At 62.7% G+C, this 18,100-nt stretch carries 15 protein-coding genes; 6 read left to right on the plus strand and 9 right to left on the minus strand.

What is annotated here, in order from left to right:
* The first annotated feature begins 3 nt into the window (after window positions 1-3).
* Together ACIQUI_RS21565 and ACIQUI_RS21570 are read left to right on the plus strand one after the other, a co-directional pair.
* Complete coding sequence (locus tag ACIQUI_RS21565; RefSeq protein WP_403202613.1) at window positions 4-1,746, plus strand: autotransporter assembly complex family protein; 1,743 nt, start codon at window positions 4-6, stop codon at window positions 1,744-1,746.
* Window positions 1,743-5,417 carry a translocation/assembly module TamB domain-containing protein gene (locus ACIQUI_RS21570; RefSeq protein WP_403202557.1) on the plus strand — a complete coding sequence of 1,225 codons (3,675 nt, stop codon included), beginning with the start codon at window positions 1,743-1,745 and terminating at the stop codon, window positions 5,415-5,417. The genes ACIQUI_RS21565 and ACIQUI_RS21570 overlap by 4 nt, the downstream gene beginning before the upstream one ends.
* A 19-nt stretch (window positions 5,418-5,436) precedes the next feature.
* On the opposite strand, the gene ACIQUI_RS21575 is transcribed toward ACIQUI_RS21570, so the two are convergent.
* From ACIQUI_RS21575 to ACIQUI_RS21590, 4 genes are all read right to left on the minus strand, one after another.
* A complete protein-coding gene (locus ACIQUI_RS21575) occupies window positions 5,437-5,991 on the minus strand; it encodes a DUF2589 domain-containing protein (protein WP_403202558.1) in 555 nt (184 codons plus the stop codon).
* Between the two features lie 76 nt (window positions 5,992-6,067).
* Window positions 6,068-6,712, minus strand: a complete 645-nt coding sequence (locus tag ACIQUI_RS21580; protein ID WP_403202560.1) for a DUF2589 domain-containing protein — start codon at window positions 6,710-6,712, stop codon at window positions 6,068-6,070.
* Window positions 6,713-6,764: 52 nt separating this feature from the next.
* Window positions 6,765-7,145 (minus strand): Mor transcription activator family protein, encoded by a 381-nt coding sequence (locus ACIQUI_RS21585; RefSeq protein ID WP_403202561.1) that lies wholly within the window; start codon window positions 7,143-7,145, stop codon window positions 6,765-6,767.
* Between the two features lie 248 nt (window positions 7,146-7,393).
* Window positions 7,394-7,852: a hypothetical protein gene (locus ACIQUI_RS21590; RefSeq protein WP_403202562.1), complete on the minus strand. Its 459-nt coding sequence runs from the start codon at window positions 7,850-7,852 to the stop codon at window positions 7,394-7,396.
* A gap of 149 nt (window positions 7,853-8,001) precedes the next feature.
* Here ACIQUI_RS21590 and ACIQUI_RS21595 point away from each other — a divergent pair, with 149 nt between their 5' ends.
* Window positions 8,002-8,190, plus strand: a complete 189-nt coding sequence (locus tag ACIQUI_RS21595; RefSeq protein WP_003248064.1) for a hypothetical protein — start codon at window positions 8,002-8,004, stop codon at window positions 8,188-8,190.
* 36 nt (window positions 8,191-8,226) lie between these two features.
* On the opposite strand, the gene ACIQUI_RS21600 is transcribed toward ACIQUI_RS21595, so the two are convergent.
* The gene (locus ACIQUI_RS21600) at window positions 8,227-8,601 is read right to left on the minus strand and encodes a fe2+ zn2+ uptake regulation protein (RefSeq protein ID WP_391133353.1); all 375 of its coding nucleotides are present in this window, start codon (window positions 8,599-8,601) and stop codon (window positions 8,227-8,229) included.
* 197 nt (window positions 8,602-8,798) lie between these two features.
* Here ACIQUI_RS21600 and ACIQUI_RS21605 point away from each other — a divergent pair, with 197 nt between their 5' ends.
* Window positions 8,799-11,105, plus strand: a complete 2,307-nt coding sequence (locus ACIQUI_RS21605; RefSeq protein WP_403202564.1) for an acylase — start codon at window positions 8,799-8,801, stop codon at window positions 11,103-11,105.
* A 124-nt stretch (window positions 11,106-11,229) separates the two neighbouring features.
* Here ACIQUI_RS21605 and ACIQUI_RS21610 read toward each other — a convergent pair whose 3' ends face one another.
* Entirely contained in the window at window positions 11,230-11,952 is a 723-nt protein-coding gene (locus tag ACIQUI_RS21610; protein WP_403202566.1) for a UDP-2,3-diacylglucosamine diphosphatase, read from the minus strand.
* On the minus strand, window positions 11,949-12,449 hold the full coding sequence (locus ACIQUI_RS21615; RefSeq protein ID WP_403202568.1) for a peptidylprolyl isomerase: 501 nt from the start codon (window positions 12,447-12,449) through the stop codon (window positions 11,949-11,951). Before ACIQUI_RS21615 ends, ACIQUI_RS21610 begins: the two co-directional genes overlap by 4 nt.
* Window positions 12,450-12,697: 248 nt before the next feature.
* Between ACIQUI_RS21615 and ACIQUI_RS21620 the strand changes: the two genes are divergently transcribed.
* Window positions 12,698-14,401: a glutamine--tRNA ligase/YqeY domain fusion protein gene (locus tag ACIQUI_RS21620; protein WP_403202570.1), complete on the plus strand. Its 1,704-nt coding sequence runs from the start codon at window positions 12,698-12,700 to the stop codon at window positions 14,399-14,401.
* A gap of 9 nt (window positions 14,402-14,410) precedes the next feature.
* Window positions 14,411-15,793: a cysteine--tRNA ligase gene (gene cysS, locus ACIQUI_RS21625; RefSeq protein WP_403202572.1), complete on the plus strand. Its 1,383-nt coding sequence runs from the start codon at window positions 14,411-14,413 to the stop codon at window positions 15,791-15,793.
* A 129-nt stretch (window positions 15,794-15,922) separates the two neighbouring features.
* On the opposite strand, the gene ACIQUI_RS21630 is transcribed toward cysS, so the two are convergent.
* Both ACIQUI_RS21630 and ACIQUI_RS21635 read right to left on the minus strand, forming a co-directional pair.
* The gene (locus ACIQUI_RS21630; RefSeq protein ID WP_403202574.1) at window positions 15,923-17,314 is read right to left on the minus strand and encodes a sensor histidine kinase; all 1,392 of its coding nucleotides are present in this window, start codon (window positions 17,312-17,314) and stop codon (window positions 15,923-15,925) included.
* Window positions 17,292-17,972: a winged helix-turn-helix domain-containing protein gene (locus tag ACIQUI_RS21635; RefSeq protein ID WP_391133372.1), complete on the minus strand. Its 681-nt coding sequence runs from the start codon at window positions 17,970-17,972 to the stop codon at window positions 17,292-17,294. The genes ACIQUI_RS21630 and ACIQUI_RS21635 overlap by 23 nt, the downstream gene beginning before the upstream one ends.
* Between the last annotated feature and the right edge of the window lie 128 nt (window positions 17,973-18,100).

The raw sequence follows: 18,100 nt of genomic DNA on the forward strand, positions 1-18,100 counted from the left end.
CGCATGACGTATTCAGGAAGATTGACCTGGGGCCTGGTTTTCTGGGCCGCCAGTTTCGCAGCATGGGGCCAGAGCGAGTTGCTGGTGAAGGTTAAACCAGCCAACAAGGCGCTCAAGGCCAATGTCGAAGGCTATATAGGCACGTTGGGTGACCGCGATGAAGAAGCGCTGCTGCGCTTCAGTCGCGGGGCAGAGGAGCAGGCGCGCAAAGCCGCGCAGGCACTTGGCTACTATCAGGCGCAGATCGATACCGAGGTCAAGCCCCCCAAAGATGCCGACCACTCCCCACAACTGATCCTCAACATCAACCCGGGCGAGCCGATTCGCCTGCGCAACGTGACCGTGCGTATCGAAGGCCCGGCCAGCGAGATGAAGGCCTTCCGCGTGCCCGACAGCAAGGCGCTGCGTGCGGGCGAACAACTCAACCATGGCCATTACGAAGATGCCAAGCGGCTGATCCAGAACCAGGCCTCGCGCTATGGTTTCTTCAGTGGCCGCTTCAGCCGCCAGCGCCTGGCGGTCGACCCACAGGCGGGTGTGGCGGATATCGAACTGGTCTACCAGAGTGGCCCACGCTATCACCTGGGCGCCGTCACCTTCGGTGGCGACACACCGCTGGACGACGACCTGCTGCAGCGCATGGTCGCATTCAAGCCGGGAACGCCCTACGACTCGGAACTGATCGCCGAACTGAACAACGACCTGCAGTCGAGCGGCTATTTCGAAGGGGTACGGGTGGATGCTGCGCCGACCGCCGCCGTGGGCGAGGAAATTCCGGTAGATGTCCACCTAGAAACCCGCAAGCCACGCACCATGGGCCTGGGCCTGGGTTTCTCGACCGACGTCGGGCCGCGCGGCAAGGCCAACTGGACCCGCCATTGGGTGAACCCGCAGGGCCACAGTTATGGCTGGGAAACCGAGCTTTCGGCACCCCGGCAGAACGTGGGCCTGTGGTACGACATTCCCCTCGACCCGCCACTGACCGACAAGTTGCGCTTTGCCGGCGGCTACCAGAACGAGGAAATTGCCGGTACCGATACCCTCAGCAAGCTGTTGACCGTCGGCCCTGAGTGGCACAGCAAGCTGCCCAGCGGTTGGCAGCGCGTCATTTCGCTCAAGTACCAGCGCGAGGAATATCGCCTGGGTGACGACTCCGGGTTGAGCAACCTGCTGATGCCGGGGGTGAGCTATTCCTTCCTGCGCAGCGACAACCGTATTGACCCGCACAACGGTTACCGCCTGCAATTCGATGTGCAGGGGGCCAAGGAAGGGCTGGTTTCCGACACTAACCTGCTGCACGGCAACGTGCTGCTCAAGGGCCTTACAACGCTCGGTCACAACCACCGCTTGCTCGGCCGTGTGCAGTTCGGCGGCAGTGCGACCAATGGCTTCAAGAACAACATCCCGCCGTCGCTGCGCTTCTTCGCCGGTGGCGACCAGAGCGTGCGGGGCTACGACTATCAGACCCTGTCACCGAAAAACAGTGATGGCGACCGCATCGGCGGACGCTACATGGTGGCCGGCAGTGTCGAGTACCAGTACTCGCTGACTGAAAAGTGGCGGATCGCGACGTTTGTCGACCAGGGCAATTCGTTCAACAACCTTGAGCTGCCCAGCCTCAAGACCGGTGTGGGTTTTGGTGTGCGCTGGGTATCGCCAGTCGGGCCGCTGCGCCTGGACCTGGCCAAGGCGCTGGATGACGAAGGGGGCATTCGCCTGCACTTTTCCATGGGGCCTGAGCTGTGAAACGTGTGATCAAATATAGTGTGCTGGGCCTGCTCGGACTCGTCGCGAGCCTGGGCCTGGCGCTGGGCCTGCTAGTAGGTACCGAGGCGGGCAGCCGTTGGGCACTGGGCAAGGTGCCCGGGCTTGAGGTGGCTGGCTTCCAGGGTCGCCTGGCGGGTAGCTGGCAGGCCAGCGTGCTGCGCTGGGCCGACGGCGGCAGCACGGTAGAGGTGCAGGCACCGATACTGGCGTGGTCGCCTGCCTGCTTGCTGCGCGCCACCCTGTGCATCGACCGGTTGCAAGCGCAACGCATCGACATGGCCTTTGCGCCAACTACCGAGCCGGCCGACAGTGGTCCGCTGCAGTTGCCAGCGCTGCGCTTGCCGTTGGCTATCGAACTGGGTGAGGTCAAGGTCGGCCAACTGCGGCTGGATGGCAGCGACCTGCTGGGCGACGTGCAACTGGCGGCGCACTGGACCGGTACTGGCATGCGCATCGACAGCCTGCACCTGCAGCGCGATGACCTGCAATTGAACCTGCAGGGCGACCTGCAGCCCGAAGGTGACTGGCCATTGCAACTCCAGGCGCAGCTGCAACTGCCTGCCGTTGAGGGCAAACCCTGGCAGCTGGCGCTGACCGCCACCGGCGACTTGCAAAAGACCTTGAAGCTTGACGGCACCAGCAGCGGTTACCTTGACGCCACGCTGAGCGGGCAGTTGCAAGCGTTGGCCGAGCACCTGCCAGCGACCCTGCAGATTCGTTCAGAGGCGTTCAAACCGGCGGGCGCGTTGCCCGACACCTTGCAGCTGAATCAACTCAAGCTTGAAGCCAAGGGCGATCTGCTCAAGGGCTATCAACTATCGGGAACGGCCAGCCTGCCGGCTGAACAGTCGCCAATCGCGTTGGCGTTGTCCGGGCTGGTGACAAGCAAAGGCGCCAGGGTTGACGCCCTTGACCTGACTGCCAGCGACACCCAGCGCGTCAAACTGCAGGCCTCGGCCGACTGGCAGCAAGGCCTGACCGCCGACGCGCAACTGGACTGGCAGGACTTCCCGTGGTTGCGCCTGTACCCACTTGAGACGCCGCCCGAGGTCACCCTCAAGCGCTTCAATACCCAAGTGCATTACCGCGATGGCAATTACCAGGGCACCTTCAAGGGTGATCTCGACGGCCCCGCAGGTGCATTCAGCCTGGCCAGTCCATTCGAAGGCGACCTTGGCCAGGTGAAACTCCCGCAGCTGGCGCTGACCGCCGGGCAAGGCAAAGCTGCCGGCAGTGTTGCCGTGCGCTTTGCTGACACCCTGGCCTGGGATGTGGACCTGCAGCTTTCGGCGCTCGACCCGGCTTACTGGCTGGCGGAGCTACCAGGCACATTGGCCGGGCCGCTTCGCAGCAAAGGTGAGATGAAGGGCGAAGTACTCACCCTTGATGCCCAGCTTGATCTCAAAGGCCGCCTGCGCGGCCAGCCGGCCGTGCTCAAGGCCGAAGCCCAGGGGCAGGGGCAGAGCTGGACGCTCGGCGCCCTGGCGATCCAGCTGGGTGACAATCGTATCAACGGCAGTGGCAGTTTGCAGCAGCGCCTGGCTGGGCGCATCAACCTCGACCTGCCGCGCCTGGGCCAGCTGTGGCCACGGCTGCAGGGCCAGGTCAAGGGCCGGCTGGATGTAGCGGGCACCCTGCAAGCCCCGCAAGGTACGTTGACCTTGCAGGGGCAGCGCCTGGCCCTGGCCGAAAACCGTTTGCAGCAACTGGATCTCGATGCCCGCCTGGACAATGCCCAGCGAGGCGTGATCGACCTCAAGGCCACGGGTATTCACCTGGGCGACACGGCACTCGGCACGCTACAGGCCAACGGCAAAGGCGACATTCGTCAGCAGGCCTTGACCCTGGCGCTGGATGGCCCGCAACTGAAGCTCGACCTCGGCCTGGATGGCCAGCTGAACAAGGGTGACTGGCGTGGGCGCCTGGCCAGTGGGCGCATCCAGGCCGGTGGCCAGGATTGGCAGTTGCAAGCGCCGGCACGCCTGCAGCGTCTGGCCAGCGGCCAACTGGATTTCGGTGCCCATTGCTGGCGCTCCGGCCAGGCCAGCCTGTGTGGGGACGACCAGCGTCTGGCGCCTGAGCCGCGCTTGCGCTATCACCTCAAGCAGTTTCCGCTCGACAGCCTTGCGCAATGGCTGCCAAAGGACTTAGCCTGGCAAGGCCTGCTCAATGCCGATATCAATATGGATATCCCGGCCAGTGGCCCTAAAGGCAACATTGTCATCGATGCCAGCGGCGGCACCCTGCGCGTGCGCGACAAAGGCCTCTGGGTCGATTTCCCTTACCAGGCGCTGCGTGTGGACAGCACCTTGGCGCCACGGCGCATCGACACCCGCCTGGCCTTCCGGGGTGAGCGCCTGGGTGAACTGAACGTCAATGCGCGCCTCGACCCACTGGGCAAGAACAAGCCGCTGTCGGGCGATTTTCGCCTGGCCGGGCTGGACCTGTCGGTGGCCCGCCCGTTTGTGCCGATGGTCGAACGCCTGGCCGGGCAGCTCAATGGCAGTGGTCAGCTTTCGGGCACCTTGCTGGCGCCGCAGGTTAACGGCAACATCACGCTCAGCGGCGGCGAGGTCAGTGGCGCCGAGCTACCGGTCAGTCTTGAGGGCCTGTCATTGCAGGCGCTGATTGCCGGCGAACAGGTGCAACTCAATGGCAGCTGGCGCAGTGGTGATGCAGGCCGCGGCCAGCTTGCCGGCAACCTGACGTGGGGCCAGGCGCTGGGCATGGACCTGCGCCTGCAAGGCCAGCAATTGCCGGTCACGGTCGAACCCTATGCAACGCTGGAAGTCGCCCCGGACCTGACCTTGCGCCTGGTCGACGACAAGCTGGCGGTTACCGGCAAGGTGCAAGTGCCCAAGGGCAAGATCACCGTGCGCGAGCTGCCGCCGTCGACCGTAAAGGTGTCGGATGACACGGTGATCGTCGGCCACCAGACCGAGGAGGGCAAACCGCCGATGGCCATGGCCATGGACATCGATGTGGAAGTGGGCCGCGACAAGTTGTCGTTCAGTGGCTTTGGCCTCACCGCCAACCTGCTTGGCCACGTGCATATAGGCGACAACCTCGATACCCGTGGCGAGTTGAGCCTGGCCGACGGCCGCTACCGTGCCTACGGCCAGCGCCTGACCATCCGCCGCGCGCGCCTGCTGTTCGCCGGGCCGATCGACCAGCCCTACCTGGACATAGAAGCCATCCGTACGGTTGATGACGTGATTGCCGGTATCCGCCTGAGCGGCAGTGCCGAGCAACCGACCACCAAGGTGTTCTCGGAACCTGCCATGAGCCAGGAGCAAGCGCTGTCGTACCTTGTGCTGGGCAGGCCCCTGGGCAACTCTGGCGAGGACAACAACATGCTTGCCGAAGCGGCGTTGGGCCTGGGGCTGGCCGGCAGCGCCGGCATTACTGGCAGCCTGGCATCGAGCTTGGGTATTGATGACTTCCAGCTGGACACCGAGGGTTCGGGCAATAGCACCAGCGTTGTGGCCAGCGGCAACATCACTGAAAAGCTGAGCCTGCGTTACGGCGTAGGTGTATTCGAGCCTGCGAACACCATCGCCTTGCGCTACAAGCTGAGCAAGAAGGTGTACCTGGAGGCTGCCAGTGGGCTGGCGAGCTCGCTGGATATCTTCTACAAACGCGATTTCTGATGCGCTGACGAGGTGGCCGTCAACGCACGGTGGCCGCCTCGATAAACTCATTGGTGTCGGGCGAGGGTGGCAGGTTGGGTGTGCGTACTGGCACGATCAGGCTGGTGTATTCCTCGATCAACCGGTTCAGGGCCTCGGGGGGCTCGCTGGCCTGGAATTGCATGCGGATCTGCACTTCGTCCGGGTCACGGTTCTCGCCCTGGCGGCCATGACCACCAATAGTGACCTTGAAACTTGCGGCCGGGTTACCTTCTGCGTTCATTAGTGCCTGCCGTGCCTCGGTGCCTTTGACCCGAACCGACAGATCCACCTGCATGCGCTCCAGGGCCAGGCCTTTGGGCGACACCAAAGCAAACAAGGGCACGCGCATGATGTGCTGCCCATCCATGGCCACTTCGACCATCTTGGCCTTCATGGGGGCGCCCAGCGCGTCGGGGTCGCACTCGAAGAACTGGTCGAACAGGTTGATGTATTGCTGCGCAATCAGGCTGTTGGTGGCGCTTGCAGCTTCTTGCAGCCCGCGGGTGATCTCTCGCAGGTCAAGGGACGTCATGGGGGCAGGGGGCTTTTGCAATGGTTCCACTCCTCAAGCCGGATTGTGCCCCTCCTTTGGCCAGCCAGGAGGGGCTGTTGTATGAGGCCCTGTCGTATCACGGGGTCGGGGTGCTTTGAGGTTCGGGCCCTTTCAACCGGTCTGCCTGGGAAATCTCGTCCGGGCTTGCCAGTTCAGCCGTTTTGATCACGGTTGGCTTGGTCGCAGCATCGGTAAGAAACTCGATCACCCTCATCATCGCTTCAGGTGGTTCCTGGCGCCTCATTGTCGTGTTGAAGGCGTAGCGGGCGCGAGTGTCGGTCTTGCGTGTCTGGGAGGACTTGTGGCTGACGCTGCCCTTCACGTTCAGCTTGAACGGCCCCCAGCCTAGCGAGCCGGTCACCTCGGCCCCCATTTCCGTGCTGGAGTTGTCTTCCGACATCTGGTTGATGATCAGTTCGAACTCGACGGTACCTTCATCGATGGAGATGTTCGGGTGGGTGATGGCCGCCAGCAGCGGCACTTTCATGGTCTTGCTGACCACACCCTTGTATTCGCCCTGTTCGTCGACAATGGTCTCGTCGTAGTCGAACTGGATGGCCACGGCCTTGCCGTCCTGCACGCACACCTGCATCAGGAAGTCGGCGTACGATTTACTGGCCGTGACCTGCGCCTGGACCATGGCCTGCAAAGGGCCTGCGATCATGCGGTCCATGGGCAGGGCGTTGATGACGGAACCGATCAGGCTGTTATCTATCGACATGCTGGGTTGCTCTTGTTGTGTTGAGGGAACAGAGGGTCAAAGTGCCTGGCTGTCAGCGGTCGCACGATTCCTGGCGCCGAATGTTGCCGATCTGGCGCAGGCTCAGGCCGTACTTGTTGGCCAGCAGGCTGCGTGAAAGGCCGTTGGCACTTTCTTTCTGGATCTGCTGGTTGCGCAGTTGGCGCAGGAAGTGGTCAGCCTTGGGAATCTCCAGGGCGACCCCGGCATAGCGTTTGATCAGTGCGTCCAGGGCTTCGGCCGGCAGCACGTCGGCTAGCTTGGTGCGTTCGCGGTACTTGGGAATGTACTTGGGCCTGCCGCCGTAGGCGCAGGTCAGCTGGTAGGCATTGTCCAAGCCGATACAGTCGATCAGCGCCTGCAGCGAGTGAGGCAGTTGGCTGATATCGATGTGGCTCAAGTCTGGTAATTGCATATGGCGCTCCTTCGGGATGGGGGAATGTGCGACCCGATCACCCGCGGCGTTATGTCGAGGTGTGAGCAAATTCTGTGTGACAGCCACCGCGTGTCGCTAGGCGACATAGGGGTTGAGGTTTGTAGCTTCCGTGAACATGTTTTGCAGGCAGCGATATCCTGGGTTGTAGGAGATGCCTTCAGCATCTGGCGGTGGCCGTTTAATTCCCATCAGGAGATTCACTGCATTGGGCAAAGGGGGGCGCACCCTCAGTCGCAGGGATAGGTACTCAGCAAGCTGGCACTTTGCAGGTAGGCCCGGGGGGCGCCGAGCATGCTTTGCGGCAGCGTTCGCCAGTCGACCAGCAGGCACAGCGTGTGCAGTGGCTGCCCGCCGCGCTGGCCGATGACCGTGCCGGAGAAACTGCGACGGTAAAGCGCCTGGGTCTGCCTGAGTGCCTGTACGTTGTCGGCCTGGGCCAGGGTTTGCCGGGCCAGGTCGGGCAATTGGGCCATGGGTACACTGAAATGCATCGGCGTACCGTTTGCCTGCAGGTAACCGGCCTGGCGCACGCGCTGCCACAGCTGCTGCCACTGGCTGGTGCCGGCATGGCTTGCCAGGTCGCGACCAAGCTCAAGCAACTGCGCCGGTGGTACCTGGCGGGTGTCCAGGGCAAAAAGGGGAAGGGGGGTAAAAAGCAGGGACGCGAACAGCAGCGGTTTGTACATGATGCCTCCGGCATGGGTGCTTGGAGCCCCATGCTTTCAGGCAGCCGCTACGCTACCCAGCAGGAAATGCAGCGCCGGGCCGTGCGGGCGTTGTATCATTGCCACCGCTCGTTGCGAGCTATTTGCCCCGATGTTGCAAGGAACCTTCGATGACACACGTGCAGCGCCTCAAATATTCCCTTTTGATCATCCTGGTGGTACTGGGCCTGATGCTGGGCCTGTCTCACCTGCAGAAGCAGGGCACGATCAGTGAGCAGACCTTCCAGATGCTGGCCATCGCCATTGCCGTGGTGGTCGTGGTGATCAACGGCATCCTGCGACGCAAGGTCAAACCCTGAGCTGCGCAGGCCGGCCAGGTGTGGCCGGCCATGCGCTCAGCGTAGGGGGGCTTGTTCCAGTACGGCGCGCGCCTGCGGGTTGAGGCTGTAGCACTTGTCGCTGCCCAGCTGGATGACGCCTTCGGCGCACAGCCGCTTGAGCACTTCGCGCACACTGAGAAACGACAGCGGAATATCCAGCTGCTCCAGTTGTGCGTGCACGCCGCGCACGCCAATGCTGCGGCCGTTGCGGTCCGCGGCGTGCAGGGCATCGATCACCTTGAGGCGGATCAGGCTGGTGCGCAAGCCAAAGGTGCGCAACAGTTCGCGGATCTGTTCGTTGCCGATGCGTTCGTCAGAAAAAACGTCCTGTCCCTTGGGCGCTTTGCCTGGGACGCGCCCAGCCTGGATCGAGGGTTGCGGGTTGTACATGTGAATGCTCCTTTTCGTGGACGAACCCGAAATGTGGTTGCCTCACTTACTAGGACGAATGAGATCGCAAAAACTGCAACCCACTCGTAAAAAAAATGCCTGTTCCTCTTCAAGACGTTCCATCGCCTTGTAATACGTAAAATTTTCATCTGGCCATTCGTCTGATCGGGATAAGCCCCGAACCCGAAGGAGTGCCCGTGTTTCCACTTTCCCGTCCCATGACTTGCGCTGGCCTTGCCGCCGCCCTGGTGGCCTTCAGCGTTACCGTTCAGGCGCAGCCCACCCTGGATGCCAGCGCGCAGATCCGTCGAACCAGTTACGGGGTGCCGCACATCGTGGCCAAGGATGAGCGTGGCCTGGGCTATGGCGTGGGTTATGCCTACGCCCAGGACAACCTGTGCCTGCTGGCCAACGAGGTGCTGACCGTGAGCGGCGAGCGCTCACGCCATTTCGGTGCCAAGGGCAAGACCCTGGAACAACGTGACAACCTGGCCAGTGACCTGTTCTTTACCTGGCTCAACAGCCCGGCAGCGGTCAGTGCGTACTTGCAGGTGCAGCCGGCGCCGGTGAAGGCACTGCTGGAGGGCTACGCCACTGGCTACAACCGGGCGCTGGCTGAGCGCCGCAGCCAAGGTTTGCCCAAGGAGTGTGGCAATGGCGAGTGGGTGCGGGCCATCACCAGCGAGGACCTGGTGAAACTGACCCGCAGGCTGCTGGCCGAAGGCGGTGTCGGGCAGTTTGTCGAGGCGTTGGCAGGGGCGCACCCCCCTGCGCAGGCCAACCAGCAGGCGTCGACAGGCTTTGCCGCTGCACTGGCAAGGCAGGAACGCTTTGCCACAGAGCGTGGCAGCAACGCCGTGGCGGTGGGCGCGCAGCGCTCGGCCAATGGCCGTGGCCTGCTGTTGGCCAACCCGCACTTCCCGTGGATGGGCGGCATGCGCTTCTACCAGATGCAGCTGACCATCCCCGGCCAGCTGGATGTAATGGGGGCCGCATTGCCGGGCCTGCCGGTCGTCAATATCGGTTTCAACAGGCACCTGGCCTGGACGCACACCGTCGACACATCGAACCACTTCACCTTGTACCGCTTGCAGCTCGACCCCAAGGACCCGACCCGTTACCTGCTGGATGGCAAGTCGCTGCCGCTGGCGAAGCAAACCGTCAGCGTTGCGGTCAAGGCCGAGGATGGCAGCCTGAGCCAGGTAGAGCGGCAGGTCTACAGTTCGCAGTTCGGCCCGGTGGTGCAGTGGCCCGGGCGCCTGGACTGGGATGCCCAGGCGGCCTACAGCTTGCGTGATGCCAACCTGGACAACACCCGGGTGCTGCAGCAGTGGTACCAGATCAACCGTGCCGACAGCCTGGCCGCGTTGAAAGGCTCGGTCGAGCAACTGCAGGGCATCCCATGGGTCAATACCCTGGCGGTGGACCAAGGCGGTCGGGCCTTGTACCTGAACCAGTCGGTGGTGCCCTACGTGGATCAGCAACTGCTGGGCGCTTGCAGCAACCCGAAAGCGCTGGGGCGCTTTGTGGTGCTGGATGGTTCGCGCAGTGCTTGCCAGTGGAAGGTGGATGCGCAGGCCGCGCAGCCGGGCATTTTCCCCGCGCGACTGCTACCGAGCCTTGAGCGCGAAGACTTCGTGCAGAACTCCAACGACCCGGCCTGGATGGCCAACCCGGCGCAGCCACTGACCGGTTATTCACCGTTGGTCAGCCGCAACGACCAGCCACTGGGCATGCGCGGGCGCTTTGCCCTGCAGCGCCTGCAAGGCACGGCAAAGCTGGGCGTTGATGACCTGCAGCGCATGGTGACCGATGACGAAGTGTACCTGGCCAGCCTGGTGCTGCCAGACCTGCTGCAGTGGTGCAAAGACGCAGGCGCCGATGTACAGGCCGTGTGCAGCAGCCTGGCGGCCTGGAATGGCAAGGCTGACCTCGACAGTGGCATTGGCCTGGTGCATTTCCAGAACCTGTTCAACACCCTGGCCGAACACCCGCAAAGCTGGCGGGTAGCCTTCAACCCGGCCGACCCGCAGCACACGCCACGTGGCCTGGCAGTAGAGCAGGCGGCCGTGCGCAAGCTGGTACACGAAGCGGCGCTGGCGTCGATCAGGCAGGTGAATGAAAGTGGTGTGGCGGGTGAGGCGCGCTGGGGCCAGGTGCAACAGGCGCTCGATGGCACGCCGGTGCCGGGTGGCCCGCAGGCGCTAGGTGTGTATAACGCGATGTACAGCGTGCCGCACGGGCAGGGCAAGCGGCTGGTGGTCAGCGGTACCAGCTACCTGCAACTGGTCAGCTTCACCGAAAAGGGCCCGGAGGCCCGTGGTTTGTTGGCGTTCTCGCAGTCGAGCGAAGCGGCTTCGGCGCATGCCAGTGATCAGACCAAGGCGTTCGCGGCCAAGCAACTGGCGGTGATTCCGTTTACCGAGGCACAGATCAAGGCTGACCCGGAGTACCGGGAAGTGGTGATCAGTGAAAGGGACAAGGGGGCAGTGGCTCAGCAGTAAGGCATTACGGCCCTATCGCCGGCAAGCCAGCTCCCACAAGTACCCCACATTGGTCGAGGCCTGTGGAGAACCTGTGGGAGCTGGCTTGCCGGCGATAGGGCCAGTGCAGCCAACCACATTACCTTCAGGAAAACTCGAACGGCGCCAGCTGAAAGCCTTGCTCATCCACCTGCAAGGCCCACCCCCGACGGTCCCAGTCCCCCAGTACGATACGCCGGGCCGGCTGCCCATCGACCACCAGCTTGTGAATCGCCGGCCGGTGGGTATGGCCATGCACCAGCGTGCGCACGCCATGCGCCGCCATCACCTTCGGCACTTCCTCTGGCGTGACATCGACAATCTCGGTGGACTTCATCCGTGTTTGCGAGCGGCTTTCGCTGCGCAGCTTGCGTGCAAGCTTGTAGCGGGCCGCCAGCGGCAGGTGGCGCAGGATCCAAAGACTCAGCGGGTTGCGCAGCAAACGGCGCATCTTCATGTAACCCAGGTCGCGGGTACACAAAGTGTCGCCATGCATCAGCAGCACCTGCTCACCGCCCAGTTCGATTACGCTGGGGTCATTCAACAGGGTGCAACCCGCGGCATCGCAAAAGGCCTGGCCTATCAGGAAATCACGGTTGCCGTGCATCAGGTAGATGGCCGTGCCGCTGTCGCTCAGCCGGCGCATGGCTTGGCAGATCGACTGCTGGAAGGGTGTCATGGCATCGTCGCCGATCCACGCTTCGAAGAAGTCGCCAAGGATGTACAGCGCCTTGGCGTGGCGGGCGCGGCCATCGAGCAGATCAAGAAACGCCCGGGAAATATCCGGGCGTTCTTCTTGCAAGTGCAGATCAGAGATCAGCAGGATCACTCAATGATCTCGGCTTTCTCGATGATCACGTCGTCTTTCGGTACGTCCTGGTGGCCAGCCTTGGGACCGGTGGCGACTTTCTCGATGGCATCAACCACTTCACGGCCTTCGATCACTTCGCCGAATACCGCGTAGCCCCAGCCCTGCACGTTCTTGCCGCTGTGGTTGAGGAAGTCGTTGTCCGAGGCGTTGATGAAGAACTGTGCCGAGGCAGAGTGCGGCTCCATGGTACGGGCCATCGCGATGCTGTACTTGGTGTTCTTCAGGCCGTTGTCAGCTTCGTTCTGGATGCTGGCGCGGGTTTTCTTCTGGGTCATGCCTGGCTCGAAGCCGCCGCCCTGGATCATGAAGCCCTTGATCACACGGTGGAACACGGTGTTGGCGAAGTGGCCGTCTTTGACGTATTGAACGAAGTTCTCAACAGTTTGCGGAGCTTTCTCGGCGTTCAGTTGCAGGACGATGTCGCCGTGGTTGGTGCTCAGTTTGACTTTGGACATGCTGAAATTCGCTCTTTCAAGGCATACGGAAATTAGGGTGCGCTGGGCGCGTGTTATCACCTGACGCAAGATCAGGCGATCGCGACACATGGCGCGCGCCGGCCATTTTGCCAGGCTGCGGCAAAAAGCCGTGATAAATCACGCCAGTTTGTCCGGGCCCGACTGTCAGCAGCTTGACTGCTTCGGCTATGATAGGCCCTTTGATTCAATCGGCCTACCCAGGCTGGACACATGCACTCAAGGATCCTATGAGCAAGCCCACTGCCGACAACGCGCCCAACGCCGCTGCCAAAGGCGCCCCCGCTGTCCCTGCGAACTTCCTGCGGCCGATCATCCAGGCCGACCTGGACTCGGGCAAGCACAGCAGCATCGTTACCCGCTTCCCGCCGGAGCCTAACGGCTACCTGCACATCGGCCACGCCAAGTCGATCTGCGTCAACTTCGGCCTGGCCAAGGAATTCGGGGGCGTCTGCCACCTGCGTTTCGACGACACCAACCCGGCCAAGGAAGACCAGGAATACATCGACGCCATTCAAAGCGACGTCAAATGGCTGGGCTTCGATTGGGCCGGCGAGGTGCGTTATGCGTCCAGCTACTTCGACCAGCTGCACGACTGGGCGGTCGAGCTGATCAAGCGTGGCAAGGCCTATGTCTGCGACCTGACCCCTGATCAAGCCAAGGAATACCGCGGCAACCTCAAGGAGCCGGGCAAGAACAGCCCGTTCCGCGAGCGTAGCGTGGAAGAAAACCTCGACCTGTTCGCGCGCATGAAAGCCGGCGAGTTCAAGGACGGCGAGTGCGTACTGCGAGCCAAGATCGACATGGCCTCGCCGAACATGAACCTGCGCGATCCGATTCTTTATCGCATCCGCCATGCCCACCACCACCAGACCGGTGACAAGTGGTGCATCTACCCCAACTACGACTTCACCCATGGCCAGTCGGACGCCATCGAGGGTATTACCCACTCGATCTGCACCCTGGAGTTCGAAGGGCATCGTCCGCTGTACGAATGGTTCCTCGACAACCTGCCAGTGCCGGCACACCCGCGCCAGTACGAGTTCAGCCGCCTGAACCTGAACTACACCATCACCTCCAAGCGCAAGCTCAAGCAGCTGGTTGATGAAAAGCACGTCGACGCCTGGGACGACCCACGCATGTCGACCCTGTCCGGCTTCCGTCGTCGTGGCTACACCCCGGCATCGATCCGCAACTTCTGCGAAATGATCGGCACCAACCGCTCCGATGGCGTGGTCGACATGTCGATGCTCGAATTCAGCATCCGTGACGACCTGGACCGCACTGCGCCGCGGGCCATGTGCGTGCTGCGCCCGTTGAAAGTGGTGATCACCAACTACCCGGAAGGCCAGGTCGAGCAGCTCGAACTGCCGCGCCACCCGAAGGAAGACATGGGCGTGCGCGTACTGCCGTTCGCTCGCGAGCTGTATATCGACCGCGACGACTTCATGGAAGAGCCGCCGAAGGGCTACAAGCGCCTGGAGCCGGCCGGTGAAGTGCGCCTGCGTGGCAGCTACGTGATCCGCGCCGACGAGGCCATCAAGGACGCCGACGGCAACATCGTCGAGTTGCGCTGCTCGTACGACCCGGACACCCTGGGCAAAAACCCGGAAGGCCGCAAGGTCAAGGGCGTGATCCACTGGGTGCCGGCGGCAGGCAGTGTCGAGTGCGAAGTGCGCCTGTACGATCGCCTGTTCCGCTCGCCTAACCCGGAAAAGACCGAAGAAGGCGGCAGCTTCCTGGACAACATCAACCCGGATTCGCTGCAAGTGCTCAAAGGTTGCCGTGCCGAGCCGTCGCTGGCCCAGGCCCAGCCCGAGGACCGCTTCCAGTTCGAGCGCGAAGGCTACTTCTGCGCCGACCTGAAAGACAGCCAGCCGGGCCGCCCGGTATTCAACCGCACTGTCACCCTGCGTGACTCCTGGGGCAGCTAAGGAACCGCCGTGCTTAACATCTACAACACGCTGAGCAAGACCAAGGAAGCCTTCAAGCCGCTGGATGGCAACAAGGTGCGCATGTACGTGTGCGGCATGACCGTGTACGACTACTGCCACCTGGGCCATGGCCGCAGCATGGTGGCGTTCGACCTGGTCACCCGCTGGCTGCGCAAGAGCGGCTACGACCTGACCTACGTGCGCAACATCACCGACATCGATGACAAGATCATCAACCGGGCCAACGAAAACGGCGAAACCTTCGACGCCCTGACCGCCCGCATGATCGACGCGATGCACGAAGACGAGCGCCGCCTGAACATCCTGCCGCCAGACCAGGAACCGCGCGCCACCGACCACATCCCCGGCATGCACGCGATGATCCAGACCCTGATCGACAAGGGTTACGCTTACGCCCCGGGTAATGGCGACGTGTACTACCGCGTCGGCAAGTTCGTCGGCTACGGCAAGCTGTCGCGCAAGAAGATCGAAGACCTGCGCATCGGTGCGCGTATCGAGGTCGATGAGGCCAAGCAAGACCCGCTGGACTTCGTGCTGTGGAAGGGCGTGAAACCGGGCGAGCCGAGCTGGGAATCGCCGTGGGGCCCGGGCCGCCCAGGCTGGCACATCGAGTGCTCGGTGATGTCCACCTGCTGCCTGGGGGAAAGCTTCGACATCCACGGTGGCGGCAGCGACCTGGAGTTCCCGCACCACGAGAACGAGATTGCCCAGAGCGAGGCGGCCACTGGCAAGCAGTACGCCAATGCCTGGATGCACTGCGGCATGATCCGCATCAATGGCGAGAAGATGTCGAAGTCGTTGAACAACTTCTTCACCATCCGCGACGTGCTTGAGAAGTACCACCCGGAAGTGGTGCGCTACCTGCTGGTGGCCAGCCACTACCGCAGTGCGATCAACTATTCGGAAGACAGCCTGCGCGACGCCAAGGGTGCGCTGGAGCGCTTCTACCACGCCCTGCGCGGCTTGCCACGTGTGGCGGCCAAGGGTGGCGAAGGGTTCGTCGAGCGCTTCAGCGTGGCGATGAACGACGACTTCGGCACCCCTGAAGCCTGCGCCGTGCTGTTTGACCTGGTGCGCGAGATCAACCGCCTGCGCGACAGCGATGTGCAAGCTGCTGCCGGCCTGGCTGGCCGCCTGCGTGAGCTGGGTGAGGTGCTGGGTGTGCTGCAACTGGAAGCCGATGACTTCCTGCGTGCGGGTGCCGAAGGCAAGGTTGATGCGGCCGAAGTTGAAAGCCTGATCCAGGCGCGGCTTCAAGCGCGTACCGACAAGAACTGGGCCGAGTCGGACCGTATTCGCGACCAGTTGACTGCCATGGGTGTGGTGCTGGAAGACAGCAAAGGGACGACTACCTGGCGCTTGGCTGATTAAAGCAACTGGGGCTGCGTTGCAGCCCTTCGCGGGCACGCCCGCTCCCACAGGTTGGCGCGACATGTCAGGTGTACGCTATCCCTGTGGGAGCGGGCGTGCCCGCGAAGGGCCGCAAAGCGGCCCCTACCTTTATTTAGCCAGCCCCGCAAGCGGGCAATGCAACACCAGTCTGGCCCCACCCAGCTCACTCTCGCCAATCTCCAACCCGAACCCATGCAGGTCGACGATCGCCGCAACGATCGACAACCCCAACCCGAACCCGGCATGGCGATGGCCTTCATCGCTGCGATAGAACCGCTTCAACACCGCAGTACGCTCTTCCTCGGGAATACCCGGCCCACTGTCCTCGATGGCCAAGTGCAGGCGGTTATCGTCCTGTATCGCGCTAATCCGCACTTGCCCGCCTTCGGGCGTGAACTTGATGGCGTTACCCACCAGGTTGGCCAGTGCCTCGAACAGCAGTTCGCGGTCACCGTGCAGTGCCGGTAATTGTGCAGGCTGGTGCAACTCCAGGTGTATGCCACCATCTTCGGCCAACGGCAGGTAAAAGTCGTGCAGTTCCACCAGCAGCTCATGCGGGTCCAACTCGACGAAGCCGGCCCGGCGCTGGCGATCTTCCAGTTCGCTGATGCGCAACAAACCGCGAAAACGCGCCATCAAGGTGTCGGTTTCGCCAATGGCCTGGTCCAGCGCCTCGGCTTGCGCAGAATCCGCATCGCTTTGCTGGCGAATCCGGTACAACTGGGCGCGAAGGCGGGTGAGGGGAGTACGCAGGTCGTGGGCAATGTTGTCACACACGCCCTTGACCTCGTGCATCAGCCGCTCAATGCGGTCGAGCATGGCATTGACGATGGCGGCCAGCATGTCCAGCTCGTCGCGCCGGGCCGACAATGGCAAGCGGTGGGTCAGGTCGCCGGCGACGATCAGCTCGGCCTGGGCCTGAATGGCGCGAATCCGCTTGAGCGGCCGGCGGCGTAGCAGATACCAGCCGGCAAAACCCGGGATCAGTGTCAGGGAAATACCCCACAGCAGGGCATCGAGAATGATCCGGGTCACCACGAACAGTGAGCCGTTATCACGGAACAGCACCAGCCAGCGCCCGTCCTGTACGTTGATCGCCACGGCGTCGCAACTGTCGCGGGGCATGCGCGGGTCGTCGGCATCCAGGCAGCGTTTCAGTTCATGGATCTTGCCGTCCAGCCTCAGCTCCGGGGGCAGGGCGCGGACGCTGCCACCCAGCGGGTTGAGCTGGGCGTCGAACAGGCCATAGGCGTCAAAGCTGCGTTCTTCGAAGGCCTGGCTGGCGATCAGGGCGTCGTCCAGCTGCTTGCCGCTCATGTGCGCGAACAAATGCTGGCGTTGCAGCATGGAGTGGCGGGTGAGTTTGTTCAGGTAGCTGGACACCTCGAAATACAGCACCCCCATGAGGATGCTGCTCCAGGCCACGAACAGAAAGCTGTACAGCGCCAGCAGGCGGCTGGTGGAGGAACTCCAGCCTTTAGACGGGTTCAGCAATGGCATAGCCGGAGCCCCGTACCGTACGGATCAGCGGTGACTGGCCGGGGGAGTCGATTTTCTTGCGCAGACGGCCGATGTGTACGTCGATCAGGTTGGTGCCAGGGTCGAAATGGTAGCCCCAGACTTCTTCGAAAATCATCATCCGCGTGATCACCTGGCCGCTGTGGCGCATCAGGTACTCCAGCAGCTTGTACTCGGTAGGCAGCAAATTGAGCGTGTTGTCACCGCGGCGCGCCTCGTGGCTGATCAGGTCCAGTTGCAGGTCGGCGACTTGCAAGCGGGTCTGGGTCATGGGCACGCTGTTGCGGCGCAGCAATACCTCGACCCGTGCGGCCATCTCGTCGGAGGCAAACGGTTTGGTCAGGTAGTCGTCACCGCCGGCACGCAGGCCGCGCACCCGCTCATCGACATCGGAGAGGGCGCTGATCATCAGGATCGGCGTGGCAATCTTGAGGCTGCGCAGGGTGGTGACGATGGTCAGCCCATCGACCTCGGGCAGCATACGGTCCAGGGTGATCAGGTCGTAACCGCCGGCAATGGCCTTGGCCAGGCCCTCACGGCCATTGTCGGCCCACTCCACGTCCAGGCCGTGGCTGGTAAGTTCGGCGACGATTTCCTGGCCGGTGACGGCGTCGTCTTCGATGGTCAGTACGCGAGGCATGCTGGTTCCTGGGCATCTAATAGAGATTTGATTGTGCCAAAGAATAGACAACAGGCGATTTAAGAAAAATTCATCTAGCTAATTCAGAAGCGCGCGCGGTCATTGTGGGAGCGGGCGTGCCCGCGAAG

It is taken from the genome of Pseudomonas sp. NPDC090592, assembly GCF_044769185.1.
Classification (GTDB): domain Bacteria; phylum Pseudomonadota; class Gammaproteobacteria; order Pseudomonadales; family Pseudomonadaceae; genus Aquipseudomonas.